This is a genomic window from Zunongwangia mangrovi (assembly GCF_900112105.1).
GTDB classification, from domain to species: Bacteria; Bacteroidota; Bacteroidia; order Flavobacteriales; family Flavobacteriaceae; genus Zunongwangia; species Zunongwangia mangrovi.
In genome coordinates this window covers 1,176,629-1,194,432 of the sequence record NZ_FOKV01000001.1, presented here as the reverse complement: position 1 = coordinate 1,194,432, position 17,804 = coordinate 1,176,629, and the positions used below count along the sequence as shown (strand labels likewise).

Annotated in this window: 16 protein-coding genes; 4 read left to right on the top strand and 12 right to left on the bottom strand. The window is 36.8% G+C overall.

The features are described from left to right. Positions 1–26: 26 nt before the first annotated feature. From BM201_RS05265 to BM201_RS05230, 8 genes are all read right to left on the bottom strand, one after another. Positions 27–1,976: a M1 family metallopeptidase gene (locus BM201_RS05265; RefSeq protein WP_092540302.1), complete on the bottom strand. Its 1,950-nt coding sequence runs from the start codon at positions 1,974–1,976 to the stop codon at positions 27–29. A gap of 159 nt (positions 1,977–2,135) precedes the next feature. Continuing rightward, on the bottom strand, positions 2,136–2,588 hold the full coding sequence (locus BM201_RS05260; protein WP_092540301.1) for an RNA methyltransferase: 453 nt from the start codon (positions 2,586–2,588) through the stop codon (positions 2,136–2,138). A 102-nt stretch (positions 2,589–2,690) separates the two neighbouring features. Beyond that, entirely contained in the window at positions 2,691–3,131 is a 441-nt protein-coding gene (locus BM201_RS05255; RefSeq protein WP_092540300.1) for a MarR family winged helix-turn-helix transcriptional regulator, read from the bottom strand. Positions 3,132–3,137: 6 nt separating this feature from the next. After that, positions 3,138–3,614 carry a glutathione peroxidase gene (locus tag BM201_RS05250; protein WP_092540299.1) on the bottom strand — a complete coding sequence of 159 codons (477 nt, stop codon included), beginning with the start codon at positions 3,612–3,614 and terminating at the stop codon, positions 3,138–3,140. A 186-nt stretch (positions 3,615–3,800) separates the two neighbouring features. Then, positions 3,801–4,586, bottom strand: a complete 786-nt coding sequence (locus tag BM201_RS05245; protein ID WP_092540298.1) for a hypothetical protein — start codon at positions 4,584–4,586, stop codon at positions 3,801–3,803. A 4-nt stretch (positions 4,587–4,590) separates the two neighbouring features. After that, entirely contained in the window at positions 4,591–5,331 is a 741-nt protein-coding gene (locus BM201_RS05240) for an MIP/aquaporin family protein (protein ID WP_092540297.1), read from the bottom strand. Positions 5,332–5,344: 13 nt separating this feature from the next. Further along, positions 5,345–6,838 carry a glycerol kinase GlpK gene (gene glpK / locus BM201_RS05235; RefSeq protein WP_092540296.1) on the bottom strand — a complete coding sequence of 498 codons (1,494 nt, stop codon included), beginning with the start codon at positions 6,836–6,838 and terminating at the stop codon, positions 5,345–5,347. 105 nt (positions 6,839–6,943) lie between these two features. After that, on the bottom strand, positions 6,944–8,518 hold the full coding sequence (locus tag BM201_RS05230) for a glycerol-3-phosphate dehydrogenase/oxidase (protein WP_092540295.1): 1,575 nt from the start codon (positions 8,516–8,518) through the stop codon (positions 6,944–6,946). A gap of 231 nt (positions 8,519–8,749) precedes the next feature. Here BM201_RS05230 and BM201_RS05225 point away from each other — a divergent pair, with 231 nt between their 5' ends. The 3 genes from BM201_RS05225 (at position 8,750) to BM201_RS05215 (ending at position 14,079) form a co-directional block, all read left to right on the top strand. After that, complete coding sequence (locus BM201_RS05225; protein WP_092540294.1) at positions 8,750–9,502, top strand: DeoR/GlpR family DNA-binding transcription regulator; 753 nt, start codon at positions 8,750–8,752, stop codon at positions 9,500–9,502. Between the two features lie 238 nt (positions 9,503–9,740). Continuing rightward, positions 9,741–11,648 carry a 1,4-alpha-glucan branching protein GlgB gene (glgB, locus tag BM201_RS05220; protein ID WP_092540293.1) on the top strand — a complete coding sequence of 636 codons (1,908 nt, stop codon included), beginning with the start codon at positions 9,741–9,743 and terminating at the stop codon, positions 11,646–11,648. Between the two features lie 28 nt (positions 11,649–11,676). Continuing rightward, complete coding sequence (locus BM201_RS05215) at positions 11,677–14,079, top strand: glycoside hydrolase family 31 protein (protein WP_092540292.1); 2,403 nt, start codon at positions 11,677–11,679, stop codon at positions 14,077–14,079. Between the two features lie 150 nt (positions 14,080–14,229). Here the strand turns inward: BM201_RS05215 and BM201_RS05210 are convergent, their stop codons facing one another. Continuing rightward, complete coding sequence (locus BM201_RS05210; protein WP_092540291.1) at positions 14,230–14,586, bottom strand: hypothetical protein; 357 nt, start codon at positions 14,584–14,586, stop codon at positions 14,230–14,232. A 170-nt stretch (positions 14,587–14,756) separates the two neighbouring features. On the opposite strand from BM201_RS05210, the gene BM201_RS05205 reads away from it, so the two are divergent. Continuing rightward, complete coding sequence (locus BM201_RS05205) at positions 14,757–15,476, top strand: NUDIX hydrolase (protein ID WP_092540290.1); 720 nt, start codon at positions 14,757–14,759, stop codon at positions 15,474–15,476. A gap of 17 nt (positions 15,477–15,493) precedes the next feature. On the opposite strand, the gene BM201_RS05200 is transcribed toward BM201_RS05205, so the two are convergent. The 3 genes from BM201_RS05200 to arsB form a co-directional block, all read right to left on the bottom strand. Continuing rightward, complete coding sequence (locus tag BM201_RS05200) at positions 15,494–16,027, bottom strand: hypothetical protein (protein ID WP_092540289.1); 534 nt, start codon at positions 16,025–16,027, stop codon at positions 15,494–15,496. Between the two features lie 10 nt (positions 16,028–16,037). Then, entirely contained in the window at positions 16,038–16,643 is a 606-nt protein-coding gene (locus tag BM201_RS05195) for a DUF4403 family protein (protein ID WP_092540288.1), read from the bottom strand. A gap of 111 nt (positions 16,644–16,754) precedes the next feature. Further along, positions 16,755–17,804 carry an ACR3 family arsenite efflux transporter gene (arsB, locus tag BM201_RS05190; protein ID WP_092540287.1) on the bottom strand — a complete coding sequence of 350 codons (1,050 nt, stop codon included), beginning with the start codon at positions 17,802–17,804 and terminating at the stop codon, positions 16,755–16,757.

Here is a 17,804-nt window from a genome sequence, read left to right as displayed (position 1 = left end):
TTTTTTATGATATGATTAAAGTTATTCTAGTTTTGATAGAATGACTCTCCTGGCCAGCTATCATTAGAATAATCTACATCTGGTAAGATCTTATCTGGATCGATCTCGATACTTTTTGGAGCTTTATCTGTTTCCACTAAATGGCTCCAGGTGTCACCACGCTGCCAGATCTCTACAGGAAGCGTAAGATCTTCTGAAGAACCATCCTGATAAGTGATCTTCAACTTAACCGGCATTGGCACTTCACCTTTATTTGCAAGATTGATAATGAAACCTTTTCCTTCTCTATTTCCACGGATACCTTCAATAGCAAGATCGATATTTCCTGTTCCGTAGAACCAGCTACCAAAGAACCATGATAGATTTTCGCCTGCTACATTTTCGATATGATTAAAGAAATCTTTTGGTTGAGGATGTTTGTATGCCCAGGTTTTGATGTAAGATTTAAATGCATTATCAAATCTTTCGTGACCTAAAACATATTCTCTTAGCATATACAATCCAACGGCTGGCTTGTAATAAGCCACCATTCCAAGATTTCTAAGATTCGCTACATCTGGATATGTATCGATTCCCTCATGAGTTTCAGACTTAAACCAACCTGTCATATTTCTGGTTTTGTTAAGGCTTGTTGGGTATTCCCCAAATTCCTGAGTACTGTAATAGTTAATAAAGGTATTAAAACCTTCATCCATCCATGCGTATCTTCTTTCGTTAGATCCTACGATCATTGGGAACCAGTTGTGACCAAATTCGTGATCTGTAACTCCCCAAAGTGAAGCTCCTTTACTTCTCCAACCACAAAAGTTAAGACCAGGATATTCCATTCCTCCAATTTCAGCAGCAACGTTAGTAGCTACCGGCCAAGGGAACTCAAACCATCTGTTAGAGTAATTCTCTATTGAATGTTTACTATATTCTGTAGATCTTCCCCATGCGTCATTACCTGCACTTTCTTTTGGATATACAGATTGTGCTAAGATATCTTTACCGCTTGGCAAATCGATCTTTGCAGCATCCCAAATGAATGCATTAGAAGAAGCAAATGCAATATCGTGAGAATTTTCCATTTCGAAATGCCATGTAAGTGTTCCTTCCTGTTTGGCTCTTAAAGACGCATCTTTAATTTCGTCTTCACCAACAATAGTTACAGTTTCGTCACTTTTTCTGGCTTTATCTAAACGCTCTCTCATTTTAGATGAAAGTACCTGACGCTCATTCACTAATTCACCAGAACCTACAACAATATGATCCCAAGGTGCAGTGATCTCGTAATCAAAATCACCATATTCTAAATAAAACTCTCCAGCACCAAGATATGGCTCAACATTCCAACCTTCGATATCATCGTAAACAGCTGTACGAGGATACCATTGCGCCATTGCGTAGATCGTACCATCTTCTACATCTAATCTTCCCATACGATCCATTCCTTTTACAGGAATTTTATAGGTAAAATTCATAGAAACTGTTGCACTACCACCATTTGCTTTTATTGGCTCTTCGAACCAAACCTGCATTCTGGTATCATTTATAATATGTTTTGAAGAAGTACTTCTTCCAGTTTTCGCCTGAAGATTAGAAATTTCGTAACCACCATCTACATCTCCATTATATCGATTGCCGCCAATTGGAGTAGTTAAAGTTCCGCGTGAATTTTCTGTAAAGCGGTTTTGCTCTAAATATAACCAGATAAAAGGTAATTCATCTGGACTGTTATTGGTATACGAAAGAGTGATTTTACCACTTAACGTATGTGCCTCGTCGTCTAAAGTTGCTTTAATTTCGTAATCGGCTTCATTTTGCCAGTAATCTGGTCCTGGAACTCCTGAAGCTGAACGGTAACGATTACCGGTACGATTCATAAATTCATCAAAATCCTGCTGATTGCTCCCTACTACTTCCTGAGCCTGAGACATAAAGCTAAAAGCTCCTGTGAAAGCTAAGGCGAGAACAGCCTTTGAAAAATATTTCATTTTTAAAATTTTTATTTAGTCGTCGCTAATTTAAAGAAAGTATTAAGAAAAATGTATTAAAACATCAAGGAAAATAGGGAAGTAAATCGATTAACTAATTATTGCTGAAATTCGATAATTTCAGGATAAATTTATTTTTAATAAAAATGAAAGGGATAATTATATTTTTGCACTTCGATCGTACATGATAATACTACCTGCAACCGAAACATTTAAACTTAAAGTCGACTTGAATTTCACTAAAAAATGAGATTTCTCTATAGCTTGTTTAGAAAGGCCGTGATCCTCGGCTCCTAAAAGATACACACAACGGCGAGGATGCTCAAAAGTTTCTAAATCCTGGGCCTTTTCATCTAATTCTACCCCAACTAACATAGCGCCTTTGGGTAAATGCGCATAAAAATCTTCAAAAGTCTCGTAATGAAAATACGGCATCGCTCCTACTGCTTTATGCGTATCACAAGCCTGCTTTGCATAGCGATTACCAATGGTAAAAATAAAACTTGCCCCCATATTTTGGGCAGAACGCCATAATACGCCTAAATTTTCAGGAGTTTTTCCATTCTGAATTCCAATCCCGAAGAAACCTTGTTCTAGATTATCCACTTTCATGGCCGCAAGGTATTATTTTAGATTTAAACCTGAAATTCTATAATTTCAGCATTAATTCTTCTAAAATCGATCTAGAAAAAAGTAACCGAAAATCATCGAATATTATTTCTTCTTTTCGAAACGGCTCAAAAAGTTTTTAATAAGCAATTGCATGCTTCCCAATTCTTCTACTGGCGTATTAAGCACTCTGGATAAAGAAAACGGAATTCGTTTTGCTTTCGATTTTAGGGCCTGCCCGGTTGTAGTTATGCTAACTTTAGTTTCTAGTGTATCTGGATCCTCATCCTGAAGCGTGATAAAAGATTTTTGCTGAAGTCCGTTTAGAATCGGCATCAAACTCTCCTTATTTAAATAAAGCTGTCTTCGAATTTGGCCAATATTCACTTCGTTATTCTCCCATAGCATCAACATCACCAAATATTCTGGATAACTTAACTGAAGTTTTGCCAAAACAGGCTGATAAAGTCTTGAAATAATTCGGGTAGAACCATAAACAGGGAAACAAAGCTGTTCGTTTAAGCTAAGGGTAGATTTAGTAGTCATTCTGCGCTATTTTAGAAGTTTTTGGATATCCTTTTCTATTTTTTCTGGTGAAGTTGTTGGGGCGTACCTTTTATAAGGCTCACCATTGGGAGCAATTAGAAATTTTGTAAAATTCCATTTAATTCTTTTGCCTAAAGTTCCTGGCAAAGACTGTTTAAGATATTTAAATATAGGATGAGTTCCACTACCGTTCACCTCTATTTTTTGAGTAAGCGGAAAAGTTACTCCGTGATTGAGCTTGCAGGTTTCTTCCATAGTTTCGTTAGATAACGGCTCTTGCCCTGCGAATTGATTACAAGGAAAACCAATAACTACTAAACCTTTACTTTTGTAATCCTGATAAAGTTTTTCCAGACCTTCGAACTGTGGGGTAAGTCCGCATTTTGTTGCGGTGTTCACAACCAAAATCGGTTGGTCCTTAAAATCTTTAAATTGAAGAGACTGCCCACCGGCAGTTTTTATATCGAAATCATAAATTTTCATAGCAAATATTTCCCATCTTTTTCAAACCCGAATTTCATCAATTCGTACAGTAAATTAAAAGAATCCTCATAAATAAACTTTATGAGGATATTATCTTTTCTTTACTTCAAATTTAAGTGAAAATCAGCGAATAAAACTCTTTTTCAACTAAGAAATAAATTAATTTAATTAACTGGTAATCAGAACCTAAAACAAATTAAAAGCAACCTGAATAGCACCATAATCCTGTACCGGGTTCCAACTAGCCGTAGCAGACACAGGAAGGGTGAATTTATCGAAAATATTAAGGTCTCTATTATAGATAAATCCTACGTTGGTTATGCCAGGTTCGTCTCCATAAAAATGAGCTTCCTGCGGTGCAAAAGACCATGATCCTCCAACCAATCCAGATAAAGACCAGTTGCTTTTATCTAAAATAACATAACTGGCTTCTACGTAATTTGAATATGCATTTCTTAATTGCCCTTCGTCATTTATAAAAGTATCCCTACCCTGCACAATGGTGCTCCAGGATAATTTTAATGGTACTTTTTGAAATTGATATGCTAACGTCACATCTATAAAATGTGAAGTTGCGCTACGATCATAATCAAAAATCTTAGCATCTGGAAAATCACTATAATTATTAATATCCCAAATGGCCAAAGACCATCCATTGTGCATAAAACTTACATAATAATCAAACTCGGTATAATCGCCATTGAAACCTCTACCACCCCAAACTCCGGCTTTAAAAAATCCGTTTTTAGAAGTATAATTAAGATCGACTGCCGTCATTGGTGCATCGGTAACATGTAAACCTTTCCAAAGGTGCATGTTTTTAAGCTGAAGATTAAAATGGAATAACTTAGAATCATCTTCCACCTCTTCTTCATTACGCTCTTCCACGATATTCTCTTCGCTAACCTGAGCATGAGAAACCTTACCCGCCAACAAAACTGCCAGCAGAAAAATAAAATTTATCTTTTTCATAGCATTATTTACCTAAAATTAAAAACAGTCCAGCTGCTATTGCTGCACCAATAATTGGCCCAACAATAGGAATCCATGCATATCCCCAACCGCTATCGATCTTTCCTTTAATAGGCAAAAGTGCATGAACAATTCGAGGTCCAAGATCACGAGCAGGATTAATTGCATATCCAGTTGTTCCTCCCAAAGAAAGTCCTACTCCCCAAACGATAAATGCAACAGGGATTGCTCCAATGGCTCCAAGTCCAACTTTTGTTGTAGATCCTCCAGTGCTTTCAAAAGAAGCATCGGCAAAATAAAATACCGAAATTACCAAAACAAAGGTTCCAAGAATCTCGCTCATTAAGTTCCTGAAGTTATTTGGGATTGCCGGGTCTGTACAAAAAACAGCTCTTTTCAAACCGCCTTCTTCTGTAGCATCAAAATGATCTTTATACATCACATATACGAAGAATGATCCTATCATTGCTCCTAAAAATTCACCGGCTAAATAAGTAGGTACATCTGCCCATGGAAATAATCCTCCAATAGCAAGACCAAGTGTAACGGCGGGGTTTAAATGTGCACCGCTATAAGGTCCTGCAATTACAACTCCGGCAAATACGGCAAGCCCCCAGGCTGTGGTAATACTAACCCAACCGCCGCCTTTACCTTTGGTTCCGTTTAAAATATCGTTGGCAACTACTCCACCTCCTAAAAGGATAAGTATAGCTGTTCCTAAAACTTCTGCAATAAATGGTGTCATATCTTATTACAAATTAAAGTTTAGTCCACTCTTCTAAAGCTTTTACAGCTTTATACCAACCTTTGATTCCATCTTGTACAGCATCCTGATTTTCTGTTGGCTGAAATTCTTTTTCTACCTGCCAGATCTCTTCGATCTCTTCCATACTATCCCAGTAACCAACAGCTAAACCAGCAAGGTAAGCTGCACCAAGCGCCGTAGTTTCTGTAATTTCTGGACGTACAGTTTGGGTATCTAAAACGTCACTTTGAAATTGCATAAGCATATCGTTCACTGAAGCCCCTCCATCTACACGAAGTTGCTTAATATCGATACCGCTATCTGCTTCCATAGCTTTAAGAATATCCATAGTTTGATATGCTATCGCTTCTAAAGAAGCTCTTGCTATGTGAGCGTCTGTTGTTCCACGGGTGATTCCGAACATGGTTCCCTGAGCTTTTTGATTCCAATGTGGCGCTCCTAAACCAGAAAATGCTGGAATAAAATAAACCCCATCTGTACTATCTACAGATCCGGCAAGATTTTCTACATCAGATGATCTTTTAATAATTCCTAAACCATCTCGAAGCCATTGCACAACCGCTCCAGCAATAAAGATCGAACCTTCTAAACAGTATTCTGTTTTCCCGTTGATTCTCCAGGCTACAGAAGTAAGTAAGTTATTTTCTGAAACGATTGGTTCTTCACCGATATTCATTAACATGAAACAACCAGTTCCATAGGTATTTTTAACCATCCCTTTTTTAGTACACATTTGTCCAAATAATGCAGCCATCTGGTCTCCAGCAATCCCAGCAATAGGAATTTTTGATGCAAAAACGGTGGTTTTGGTATGCCCGTAAACTTCGCTAGAATCTTTAACTTCTGGCAGCATACTTCTTGGCACATCGAAAATTTCTAATAATTCGTCGTCCCAATCCATGGTATTTATATTGAAGAACAACGTACGACACGCGTTGGTTACATCGGTTACGTGCAATTCTCCCTTAGTGAAATTCCAAATAAGCCAGGTATCGATGGTTCCCATAATAAGATCACCGGCTTCTGCTTTTTCTCTGGCTCCTTCAACATTATCCAGAATCCATTTCACTTTAGTTCCAGAGAAATAAGAATCGATAACGAGCCCAGTCTTTTTCTTAATTAGGTCTGCTTTTCCATTCTTTTTTAACTCATCACAATACTCTGAAGTTCTTTTATCCTGCCAAACAATTGCATTATAAACAGGATTTCCAGTATTCTTATCCCAAACTACAACGGTTTCGCGCTGATTTGTAATACCGATTCCAGCAATGTTTTTTCCGTTCATCCCATGCTTTGTTGTGGCTTCTGCAGCTACACCAGCCTGAGTTGACCAGATTTCGCTTGGGTCGTGTTCTACCCATCCCGGTTTTGGAAAATATTGCGTAAATTCCTTTTGAGCTACAGACACAATCGTACCTTTCTTATCGAAAAGGATTGCGCGAGAGCTGGTAGTACCCTGATCCAGGGCTAACATGTATTGATCCATAACTACTTTTATTTAATTTGGGCTCATTAAAAAATGAGTAATCCCAGGCTCCCGGGAAAAACCCGAGAGCTATCTTGATTAATAATTGGTTTCTATTTTTAGATTTTAGATAGTGTAGTGTGATGCTATCTCTTTAAAATCAGCTATTTGTTTTTCTACCCATACATCATCCTTTTCTAGTTCTTTAGCTAATATTTTAGCAACTTCTGGAGCACACTCGATAGCGGCTTTAGAATCCATAAATAACATTCTTACCCTTCTGGCCAGAACATCATCTACCGTTCTCGCTAGTTCGTGACGTGCTGCCCAAACAACTTCAGCTTTTAGAAAATCTAATCTAGGATGAAGCTTTTCTCCTAAAGATTGATCTTCTTTTATCAAATTTTGAATTTCTGGCTGATCACTTCCGTAGATATATAAGTGATTCGACAAATCTGGATTTTCCTTTGCCCCATGAATCTTAAGATCCACAGTTTTACACTCTTTTTTAGGTAATTTACCTAAGGCTATAGCTTTATCGACAGTATCCTGGGCCATCCTTCTAAAAGTAGTCCATTTACCTCCGGTGATCGTAATCAAACCGGTTTTGGACACTAAGACTTTATGACTTCTTGAAATCTCCTTAGATTTTTCTGAACCGCCTTTTGGCGCCGCAAGTGGTCTTAAACCTGCGTAAATACTTCTTACGTCATCTCTTGTTACTTGCTTTTCCAGGTAGTTATTGAAGGTTTTAAGAATAAATTCTATTTCTTCTTCTAGTGCTACCGGCTCGAGGCTATGCTCATCTAACTGTGTATCTGTCGTACCAACAATTACTTTATCATGCCATGGCACAGCAAATAAAACTCTTCCATCTTCAGTTTTTGGAATCATGATCGCATCATCTCCCGGAAGAAAAGATTTATCAAAAACCAAATGTACTCCCTGGCTAGGTTTTACCATGTTTCGAGCATCTGGATTTTCCATTCTTAAGATCTCATCGGTAAATACCCCGGTTGCATTGATCACCGCATCTCCAAAGAATTGATGGTTTTCGCCCGTTTCCATATCTTTTGCTGAAACCCCTTTGATCTGATTCTCGTCGATCACCAGATTATTTACTTTAAAATAATTAAGCACTGAAGCCCCTTGCTCTACGCAAGTTTGTGCAACGTTTACAGCAAGACGAGAGTCATCGAACTGACCATCTTTGTAAACAACACCGCCTTTTAATTTATCTCTACGAATCGTTTCTAGACGATTCATTGTTTCCTTTTTATTAATATGAAGTGATTTTCCTAAGCTTAATTTACCAGCAAGAAAATCATATACTTTAAGTCCTACCGTGTAAAACATCCCTTCATACCATCTATAATTAGGAATAATAAAACTCTGATTCTTTACTAGGTGAGGCGCATTTTTACTTAAAAGCCCTCTTTCATATAAAGCCTCTTTTACAAGATCTATATTTCCCTGGGCTAAATATCTTACTCCACCGTGAACAAGCTTTGTACTTCTACTCGAAGTTCCTTTAGCAAAATCTACCTGCTCTAACAATAAGGTTTTATAACCTCTGGTAACACTATCTAAAGCAACACCTAATCCTGTTGCTCCACCACCGATCACGATCACATCCCATTTTTCAACAGATTTAGCCGAATTGACCAATGATTTTCTTGAGTATATATTTTTAGCACCCATAATTTGGAATCTTCTAATTTTCAGCTAAAATAATAAAATTATCTCAAAACGAAACATTACGAAAGAAAATATTAGTTAAAGAAAATAAACGAAAGTGTTAATGAAAGCTCATGAAGCTATATATTCCCTTAAAATTTATATAATTATAGGTTTTATTTCACTTTCTTTCGTTTTAGAAAAACGCTTTAAAGCAGCTAATTTTATACATTTGTAAAGGCCATTATTTTAGTTATGAAAAGACACCAACTAATTTTAGACAAACTTAATCACGAGCAACACGTAGAAGTTTCAGAACTTTGCGAAGAGCTTAATGTTTCGGCAGTTACGATTAGAAAAGATCTAAAATTACTGGAAGACAAAGGTCTTTTGTTTAGAACCCATGGTGGTGCTTCTTTAGAAAATCCATACATCAATGACAGACCGGTAAACGAGAAAGAAAAAATCTCGGTAATGGAAAAATCTGATATTGCGAAAGAAGCAGCAAAATTGATAAAAGATAACGATTCTATCATGATCGCTTCTGGAACCACGGTTCAGCAATTAGCAAAATCTATAACTAATAAAGGAGCCCTAAACGTTATAACCTCATCTTTAAATGTTGCTTTAGAACTATTGAATCATCAAAATATACAGGTGATTCAACTTGGTGGTAATTTAAGACATACTTCTTCCTCGGTTACTGGGCATTATGCTGAACATATTTTAGAGCACATTTCTTGCAATCAATTATTTTTAGGAGTAGATGGTATCGATTTGGAATATGGCTGTACCACAACCAGTCTGGAAGAAGCCTTGTTGAATCAAAAAATGATGAAATCTTCGCAACGCACCATTATTTTAGCAGATTCTTCTAAATTCGGAAAAAAGAGTTTTGGCAGAATTTGCGCCATAGAACAAGTCGACCAGATCATTACCGATAATGGAATTTCTCCCAGCCTGGCTAAAAAAATAAGGGACCTGGGAATTAAATTTAGTATTATTTAGTCCAGGTTTTCACAGCTTACTCAAAATCAAGTATAAAGCTTCAGTTTTAGATTCTACCTTAATTTCCCCTCTTCAGTTTTAATTAAAAGCTAATATTACTTTAAAAACTTCAGGATGTAGATTTAAAACACTAATTTAAGGGCAAGATTACAGGTTTATCCTATTAATTTTTTCAGGATAAAATAATCTTGAAGGCCTAACCACCTTCATTAAAAACTAACCAATTATTACGACCCTTATGAAGCAGGAAGTACAGCTTTATTCTTTATTCACAGATTTCGACATTTCTCTATTCAAAGCAGGTAAACATTACAGAATTTATGAAAAACTAGGCTCACACATTATAGAAGTTAACGGTGTAATAGGTACTTATTTTGCAGTTTGGGCACCATCAGCTAAAGAAGTCTCTGTAATCGGAGATTTTAATTATTGGACAGAGCACGAACATAAACTCTCGGTTAGATGGGACAGTAGCGGTATCTGGGAAGGATTTATTCCCGGTGTTGGCAAAGGCTCCAGATATAAATACAAAATCACCAGTTGTATAGATAATATTAAGACTGAAAAAGCCGATCCTTACGCTCGTAAATGTGAGCATCCACCTGCCACTGCATCTATCGTTTGGGAAGACGATTACCCATGGAAAGATAGAAGATGGCTTAATAGCCGAAAAAATAAAAATACGCTGGATCAACCAATATCAGTTTATGAAGTTCATTTAGCCAGCTGGAAACGAAAATGGGAAGAAAACAGATCGCTTTCCTATATCGAAATGGCAGATGAGTTAGTTAATTATGTGAAAGAGATGGGCTATACCCATGTAGAATTTATGCCGGTAATGGAATATCCATACGATCCTTCCTGGGGTTACCAGGTAACCGGTTACTTTGCTCCAACTTCGCGCTTTGGAACTCCAGATGAATTCAAGTTTCTGGTTGATGCTTTTCATCGTAAAAACATCGCTGTAATCATGGATTGGGTTCCTTCGCATTTTCCTGAAGACGATCATGGTTTAGGGCGTTTTGATGGTTCTCACTTATACGAACATCCCGATCGTCGAAAAGGATATCACCCAGATTGGAAAAGTCTTATTTTTAATTATGGACGTAACGAAGTACGTTCATTTTTAATTAGCAATGCAATTTTTTGGTTAGACCAATATCATATTGATGGCCTACGAGTAGATGCTGTAGCTTCGATGATCTACCTGGACTATTCTAGGGAAGAAGGAGAATGGGAACCTAATATTTTCGGCGGAAATGAAAACCTTGAAGCTATTTCTTTCCTGAAGGATCTGAATATGGAAGTCTATCAAAGCTATGAAGGTGTGCAAACCATTGCTGAAGAATCTACAGCCTATTCAGGTGTTTCTAAACCTATTTATTTAGGCGGACTAGGCTTCGGTATGAAATGGATGATGGGCTGGATGCACGATACCTTAGAATATTTTAAAAAGGATAGTATTTATCGCCAATATCACCAAAACGAAATAAGCTTTAGTCTTACCTATGCATTTAGCGAAAACTTCACATTACCATTAAGTCATGATGAAGTAGTTTACGGTAAAAATTCACTTTTAGGCCGAATGCCAGGAGATGAGTGGCAACGCTTTGCTAACCTAAGATTAATGTATGGTTATATGTATTCGCACCCCGGAAATAATTTACTTTTTATGGGAGGCGAAATTGGGCAATATAACGAATGGAATTATAACTCAAGTTTAGACTGGAGTCTATTGGAATATCCAATTCATAAAGGTTTAAATACACTTGTAATAGACCTCAACAAAGTCTATAAAAAATATCCGGCTTTATACGAAAAGCAATTTAGCCCAGAAGGTTTTGAATGGATCTCGTACGATGATAGCCAAAATTCAGTATTATGCTATCTGCGAAAAGGAAAGGAAGAAAAAGATGATCTTATCATCATCTGTAATTTTACTCCTACCGTTTTAAACGATTATCGCATAGGAGTCCCAAAACCAGGAAAATTAAAAGAGATCCTCAACACAGATAATTCTAAATACGAAGGTTCTGGTGTAAAAAATAAACCTTTAAATATCGAAAACCAGGCATTTCACGGGAAAGATTATTCTGCAGTAATTACAGTACCTCCCCTGGCTAGTGTTTTTTTCAGCATAGAATAAATCCCTAAATGTTTTTAATACCTAGAATATGATTACAAATACAGAATTAGAAAAGAAAGGAAACCTATTCCCCTCTAAATTGGTTTCTTATGAGCAAAACGGAGATTCTATTTGTTTTACTTCTGAAAATGGCGTACAACTTATAATCACTGTAGTGCGAGACAGCATGCTTAGGTTTAGGTATGCTACAGATGGAATTTTTGAAAATGATTTTTCTTACGCCATAGATGAAGATCAATCTCATGGCTACTCGGTTTTAGACCTTACTGAAGACGAAGAATTTATTTGGATAACCACAGAACAAATAAAATGTCGCATAAATAGAGTTGACATGAGAACTGCAATGTTCGATCTTGAAGATCAATTGATCCTTCAGGACGAACTTGGATTTCACTGGGAAGAAAGTTTTGAGTTTGGTGGTAACTACGTAAAAATGAGTAAGAACTCTATGGATGGCGAGAATTTTTACGGTCTTGGCGATAAACCCACTACTTTCAATTTAAAAGGAAAGCGATTAAGTAACTGGAATACAGATCAATATGCTTTTGGGAAAGATCTACCAGAATTATATAAAACAATCCCATTTTATATCGGCCTGCATAGTGCAAAAGCTTACGGGATCTTCTTCGACAACACCTTTAAAACGCATTTTGATTTTTGCCACGAACGCAGGCACATTACCAGTTTTTGGGCAGACGGAGGCGAGATGAATTACTATTTTATCTACGGTCCAAAGATTGCCGAGGTTGTTACAAAATACACCAATCTTACCGGGAGACCAGAATTACCGCCGATGTGGGCATTAGGTTACCATCAAAGTAAATGGAGTTATTATCCAGAAGCTAAAGTAAAAGAACTTGCTGCCGGATTTAGAGACAATAAATTTCCTTGTGATGCTTTGTATCTGGACATTGATTATATGGATGGCTTTAGATGTTTTACCTGGAATAAAGATTATTTTCCAGAGCCTAAAAGAATGGTAGAAGAACTGGAAGATGACGGATTCAAAACCGTAGCAATCATCGACCCGGGAATTAAAATTGATGAGAAATACGAGATTTTTGCAGACGGATTAGAGAAAGATTATTTCTGTAAACGTGCAGATGGGCCTTATATGCGCGGAAAAGTATGGCCTGGAAACTGCGTTTTCCCAGACTTTACAAATCCTGAAGTTAGAGAATGGTGGGCAGATCATTATAAAACCTTAATTGCTGAAACCGGTATTAAAGGCGTTTGGAATGATATGAACGAACCTGCTGTTATGGAAGTACCGGGAAAAACATTTCCTTTAGATGTAAGACACGATTACGACGGGAATCGATGTAGCCACCGTAAAGCACATAATATCTATGGAATGCAGATGGCCCGTGCTACTTACGAAGGAGTAAAAAAATATATTTTCCCAAAACGTCCTTTCACGATTACCAGGGCCAGTTACTCGGGTGGGCAGCGATTTAGTTCTACCTGGACGGGTGATAACCTTGCCAGCTGGGAACATTTATGGTTGGCCAATACTCAAATTCAGCGTTTGGGGATGAGTGGCTTTAGCTTTGCCGGTACCGATATTGGTGGATTTGCAGATCAGCCAACAGGCGAATTATTTACCAGGTGGATTCAGCTTGGTGTATTTCATCCATTTTGCCGCGTGCATTCTTCTGGAGATCATGGAGAGCAGGAACCATGGTATTTTGGTGAAGAAGTGCTAGATATTACACGTAAGTTCGTAGAGTTGCGTTATCAATTGCTTCCCTATTTATACACTGCATTTTATCAATATTGTGAAGATAATGTACCTATTCTTAAACCATTGGTTTATTTCGATCAGGAAGATGTACAAACACATTATCGTGCAGATGAATTTATCTTCGGAAATCACTTTTTGGTTTGTCCAATCCAGGAACCAAATGTACAGGGACGCCGAATGTATATTCCACGCGGGCGATGGTATAATTTCTGGAATGATGCCGTTATTGAAGGTGGAAAAGAACTTTGGGTAGACGCTGCTTTGGATAGCATGCCTATTTTCGTAAAAGAAGGAGCCATTATTCCTAAGTATCCCGTGCAGCAATATGTAGACGAGCTAGAGATCGAAGAACTAAGTTTAGATGTTTACTATAAAAATGGAAAACAAAATTCGGTTTACTACGAAGACGATCATGATGGATATGATTATAAAATGGGACTTTTTAACCTAAGATCATTTAAACTTACGGGTAAATCTAAAGAGATCATTGTTCAGCAGCACGTTGCCGGCACTTACGAATCGAATCTAAAAACAATGAAAGTTACTTTTCATGGATTGCCTTTCGAAATTAAATCGGCTAGCGTAAATAATGAGGATGTAAGCCTGGAAAGTATTGGTTACGATAAAGAAAGTAACACAATTATCTTACAGGAAAACTTTACAGATCTGCGTCTAATTAGCGAATAGCATAAACTTGGGCTGTTAAACAAGCAGGTCCTGAAAAAATTCAGAAAAAAAGAAAAAGAAAACGGATTGGCTTGACCTAGTCCCCACCAATCCGTTTTCTTCTAATGTAAATTAAACTCTCCTTTTTTAGGGCAAAAAAGTGTCTCCTCGTTACTTCTCTATCAAATAATGATGTTGCAAATCATAGGGTGTTTGGCTCATCAATTCAATAAAAAAGATTTGTTTGTTTTGGTACTTATTTTGGGTAAATTCTTCAATCGATCTACTACATAAACAAAGCGCATTCGCTGCGGTAACTCTACCATTTTTTCTTGCTTCTTTCTCGATGTAGGCTTTTACTATTTTATGCTGATAGACAGATCCCGGTTTCCTTTCTGGATCTTTAGCTCTAGCATAAGTTCCCTGCATATTTTCAGCTTCGCAACAGCTTACAAACTGCTTGTTGCTGTAGACCTCGATAGTCACCTCTATCATTTCTCCGTTTGTATTTTCTACTGTTACGTTCATTTTGTGCTTATTTATACCCTAAAATTACTATCAAAAAGCTGCAAAATGAGAAGATTTCGATGTAGTCCTTTTTATCTATCGACCAATGGTAAGGGTTAAAAGTTGGATTGAATGATTTATAGATGGCCTTTTGCTAAGAATTGTTATTTTTACGATTAAATTTTTACAAAATGTCCAAAGGCTTTATCGCAGAAGGCGAAAACTATATTCAGGAAGAAAACTTTATTGAAGCAGTTACCATAGATTGTGTGGTATTTGGATTTAATGAAGGAAAAATGGAAGTTCTTCTGGTAAAGCATGCTGAAGGAATTAGTAAAGACAAATGGGGATTACCCGGGGGATGGATAACCGAAAAAGAATCTATAGATAATTCAGCTAAAAGAGTTTTAAGAGATCTTACCGGATTAGACAATATCTTTTTGGAGCAATTACAGGCCTTTGGTGAACCTAATCGTTTCCCTACCAGCCGTGTGATCACTATTGGATATTATGCACTGGTTAAAAGTGAAGATTATGAAATTGCCGCCGGTTTTACTGCTTCTGAAGCTAAATGGTTTTTAGTTGAAGAACTGCCAGATCTTATTTATGATCATAAATTTATCTTCGAAGCTGCCCAGGAAAAACTTCGAAATCGTGTAAGACAGGCGCCGATTGGTTTCAACTTACTTCCTGAAAAATTTACGCTACTTCAGTTAATGCATCTTTACGAAGAAATTCTAGATGTAAAAATGGACAAACCTAACTTCCGTAGAAAATTTTTAAAGATGAAACTCCTTGTTGATATTGGCGAAAAACAAAAGGATGTTTCGCATCGTGCTGCCAAGCTTTATAGTTTTGATGAAGAAGTTTATCAAAAACTGACTAAGAAAGGTTTTACGTTTGAGTTTTAAAAGCTCCGAGTGAATTTCTACTTAATTTCTAATTTTTCAGAAATCTTCTTCTTATAAATTTCGAGTTCTTTTAGGAAAGTCTCTTCGGCATCAATCGAATCATCTTCAAATCGGTTATGTCCTAAACTAATCTGATCGATCAATTTTCTATTCCGGAAGATATAAATTCCATCAAACCCACCATCAAATTTATTTTTATCCATTTGATGAGACTTGGTATCGTAGCCGAAATATTTAGCGCAATCCCGCACCAACACAAGTTCTTCATTTTCTAAATAGAATGAATAATATTGTATTCCGTAGGAAAGAAATAGTGTAACCGTAATTTTTCTTATTTCGTTGTTAGCAGCATCGTAAAAACCAATTAACTCACCTCCACCATCTAAAGATCCTTCAATAAAATCTTCATTTTCTAAAATGATAGATTGCAAAGAATCCTTATTATCTAAAGCTTTTTCCAGTTCCTTTACATCTGGATATCTTTCAAGGAGGTTTTGAGCATTTAGAGAAAGTCCTATAAAAAGAAATGGAAGTATCACAAATCCCTTCATAAGCGCCTGGTTAGTCAGGAATTTTAGTGACTTCCATAGCGGCTTCGCCGGTAAGACTTAAATAAACATACAGGTCTTGTGGTGCAAATTCGAAATGTGAAATATTAAGCTGATCTAATTGAGCATCGACCAATAAACCTTCCGCCGGTTCGTTATTTTCTTTAAGCTTTGAGTTGATCTTGGTTAATTCCTGCTGTAATTTTTCTGATAGGTTTTGCTTCGATTTTTGTAATACTTTCTTCTGAAGAAATTTATTTAGAATAATCTGAACGATCTTATTCATCAGTTTATTCTGGTTTTCACCAACTGCTTCATAATCTTCCAAAGAAAATTGATTGGTCACTGGATCAAAATTGAACTTAAGATGAATTTTAAGCTCTAATTCTTTATTTTTAAATAGAAATGTTTTGGCTTTTAAACGTAAACCAAGCGTGATATCATAATCTACTTCAGGATTTTTCTCTAGCCATACAAATTTCACTTCGGCATACTCAGCAATGCTATTTTCTTCTTCATCTTCTTCCTGCATCTTCTCTTCGATCACCTTTTCTAAAACAGCATAAGGTAATTTTACAGGAATATTCAGAATTAATCCTTTTTGGTAATCTTCAATCATAGTTTGCGGGCTTTCTTTTAAAGGTATAAAAGAAAAAGCGCCGCAAATCTAATATTAGGTTAAAATTGATTCAAAATTCAACTAAACCCAGCTTCTAGCGAATCTAAGTAACTAAGAATACATCGCCGGTTTGCGATACAATTTATCGCGAAGCCAAAAAGAAACACGTACTAAAAGAATTAGCGCTGGCACTTCTATTAGGGGACCAACGATACCAACAAAAGCCTGACCAGAATTTAATCCAAAAACAGCAATGGCTACGGCTATGGCAAGCTCGAAGTTATTCCCGGCCGCCGTAAAAGAAATGGCAGCGTTTTCGTCGTATTTTGCCCCCGCCCATCTACTGGCAATAAATCCAATCAAGAACATTAATGCGAAATAGATCATCAATGGAATAGCGATTAGCACTACATCTTTAGGAATTTCTACAATTAAATTTCCTTTTAAGCTAAACATCACCACAATGGTAAAAAGCAATGCAATTAAGGTGATTTTGGATATTTTAGGGATAAATTTTTCTGAATACCATTTTTCACCTTTCAACTTCACTAAAACTAAACGACTAACAATGCCCATTAAAAACGGAACTCCTAAATAGATTGCAACGCTTTCTGCTATCGTCGCTACAGAAATATTAACGATACTTCCTTCGTAACCAAAATACGGCGGAAGCTTTGTGATGAATAACCAAGCATAAAAAGAATAGCCAAAAACCTGAAAAATACTGTTTAAAGCCACTAATCCCGCTCCATATTCCTTACTTCCATCGGCAAGATCATTCCACACCAAAACCATCGCAATGCAGCGTGCCAGCCCGATTAAAATTAAACCGGTCATATACTCAGGATGATCGCCTAAAAATAAAATTGCCAGCGAAAACATCAAAATTGGGCCTATAATCCAGTTTAAAAGTATAGAAATACTAAGGATCTTTACATTTCTAAATACCTTAGGTAGCATTTTATAATCTACTTTCGCCAAAGGTGGATACATCATTAAAATTAGCCCAACAGCTATAAGAATATTGGTAGAACCAGCACTATAGGAATTAATCGCTTCTGGCACCGCCGGGATAAAATAACCAAGCCCAACACCTACCGCCATGGCAATAAAGATCCAAAGGGTAAGATAACTATCCAGAAAACTAAGTTTCTTTTTCAT

Excerpts from the sequence above, each read along its gene's own strand:
- BM201_RS05240 (WP_092540297.1), bottom strand. The coding sequence starts at position 5,331 with ATGACACCATTTATTGCAGAAGTTTTAGGAACAGCTATACTTATCCTT.
- BM201_RS05230 (WP_092540295.1), bottom strand. The coding sequence starts at position 8,518 with ATGGGTGCTAAAAATATATACTCAAGAAAATCATTGGTCAATTCGGCT.
- glpK (WP_092540296.1), bottom strand. The coding sequence starts at position 6,838 with ATGGATCAATACATGTTAGCCCTGGATCAGGGTACTACCAGCTCTCGC.
- BM201_RS05200 (WP_092540289.1), bottom strand. The coding sequence starts at position 16,027 with ATGAAGGGATTTGTGATACTTCCATTTCTTTTTATAGGACTTTCTCTA.
- arsB (WP_092540287.1), bottom strand. The coding sequence starts at position 17,804 with ATGAAAAAGAAACTTAGTTTTCTGGATAGTTATCTTACCCTTTGGATC.
- BM201_RS05195 (WP_092540288.1), bottom strand. The coding sequence starts at position 16,643 with ATGATTGAAGATTACCAAAAAGGATTAATTCTGAATATTCCTGTAAAA.
- BM201_RS05265 (WP_092540302.1), bottom strand. The coding sequence starts at position 1,976 with ATGAAATATTTTTCAAAGGCTGTTCTCGCCTTAGCTTTCACAGGAGCT.
- BM201_RS05245 (WP_092540298.1), bottom strand. The coding sequence starts at position 4,586 with ATGAAAAAGATAAATTTTATTTTTCTGCTGGCAGTTTTGTTGGCGGGT.
- BM201_RS05255 (WP_092540300.1), bottom strand. The coding sequence starts at position 3,131 with ATGACTACTAAATCTACCCTTAGCTTAAACGAACAGCTTTGTTTCCCT.
- BM201_RS05215 (WP_092540292.1), top strand. The coding sequence starts at position 11,677 with ATGATTACAAATACAGAATTAGAAAAGAAAGGAAACCTATTCCCCTCT.
- BM201_RS05250 (WP_092540299.1), bottom strand. The coding sequence starts at position 3,614 with ATGAAAATTTATGATTTCGATATAAAAACTGCCGGTGGGCAGTCTCTT.
- BM201_RS05225 (WP_092540294.1), top strand. The coding sequence starts at position 8,750 with ATGAAAAGACACCAACTAATTTTAGACAAACTTAATCACGAGCAACAC.
- BM201_RS05260 (WP_092540301.1), bottom strand. The coding sequence starts at position 2,588 with ATGAAAGTGGATAATCTAGAACAAGGTTTCTTCGGGATTGGAATTCAG.
- BM201_RS05210 (WP_092540291.1), bottom strand. The coding sequence starts at position 14,586 with ATGAACGTAACAGTAGAAAATACAAACGGAGAAATGATAGAGGTGACT.
- BM201_RS05205 (WP_092540290.1), top strand. The coding sequence starts at position 14,757 with ATGTCCAAAGGCTTTATCGCAGAAGGCGAAAACTATATTCAGGAAGAA.
- glgB (WP_092540293.1), top strand. The coding sequence starts at position 9,741 with ATGAAGCAGGAAGTACAGCTTTATTCTTTATTCACAGATTTCGACATT.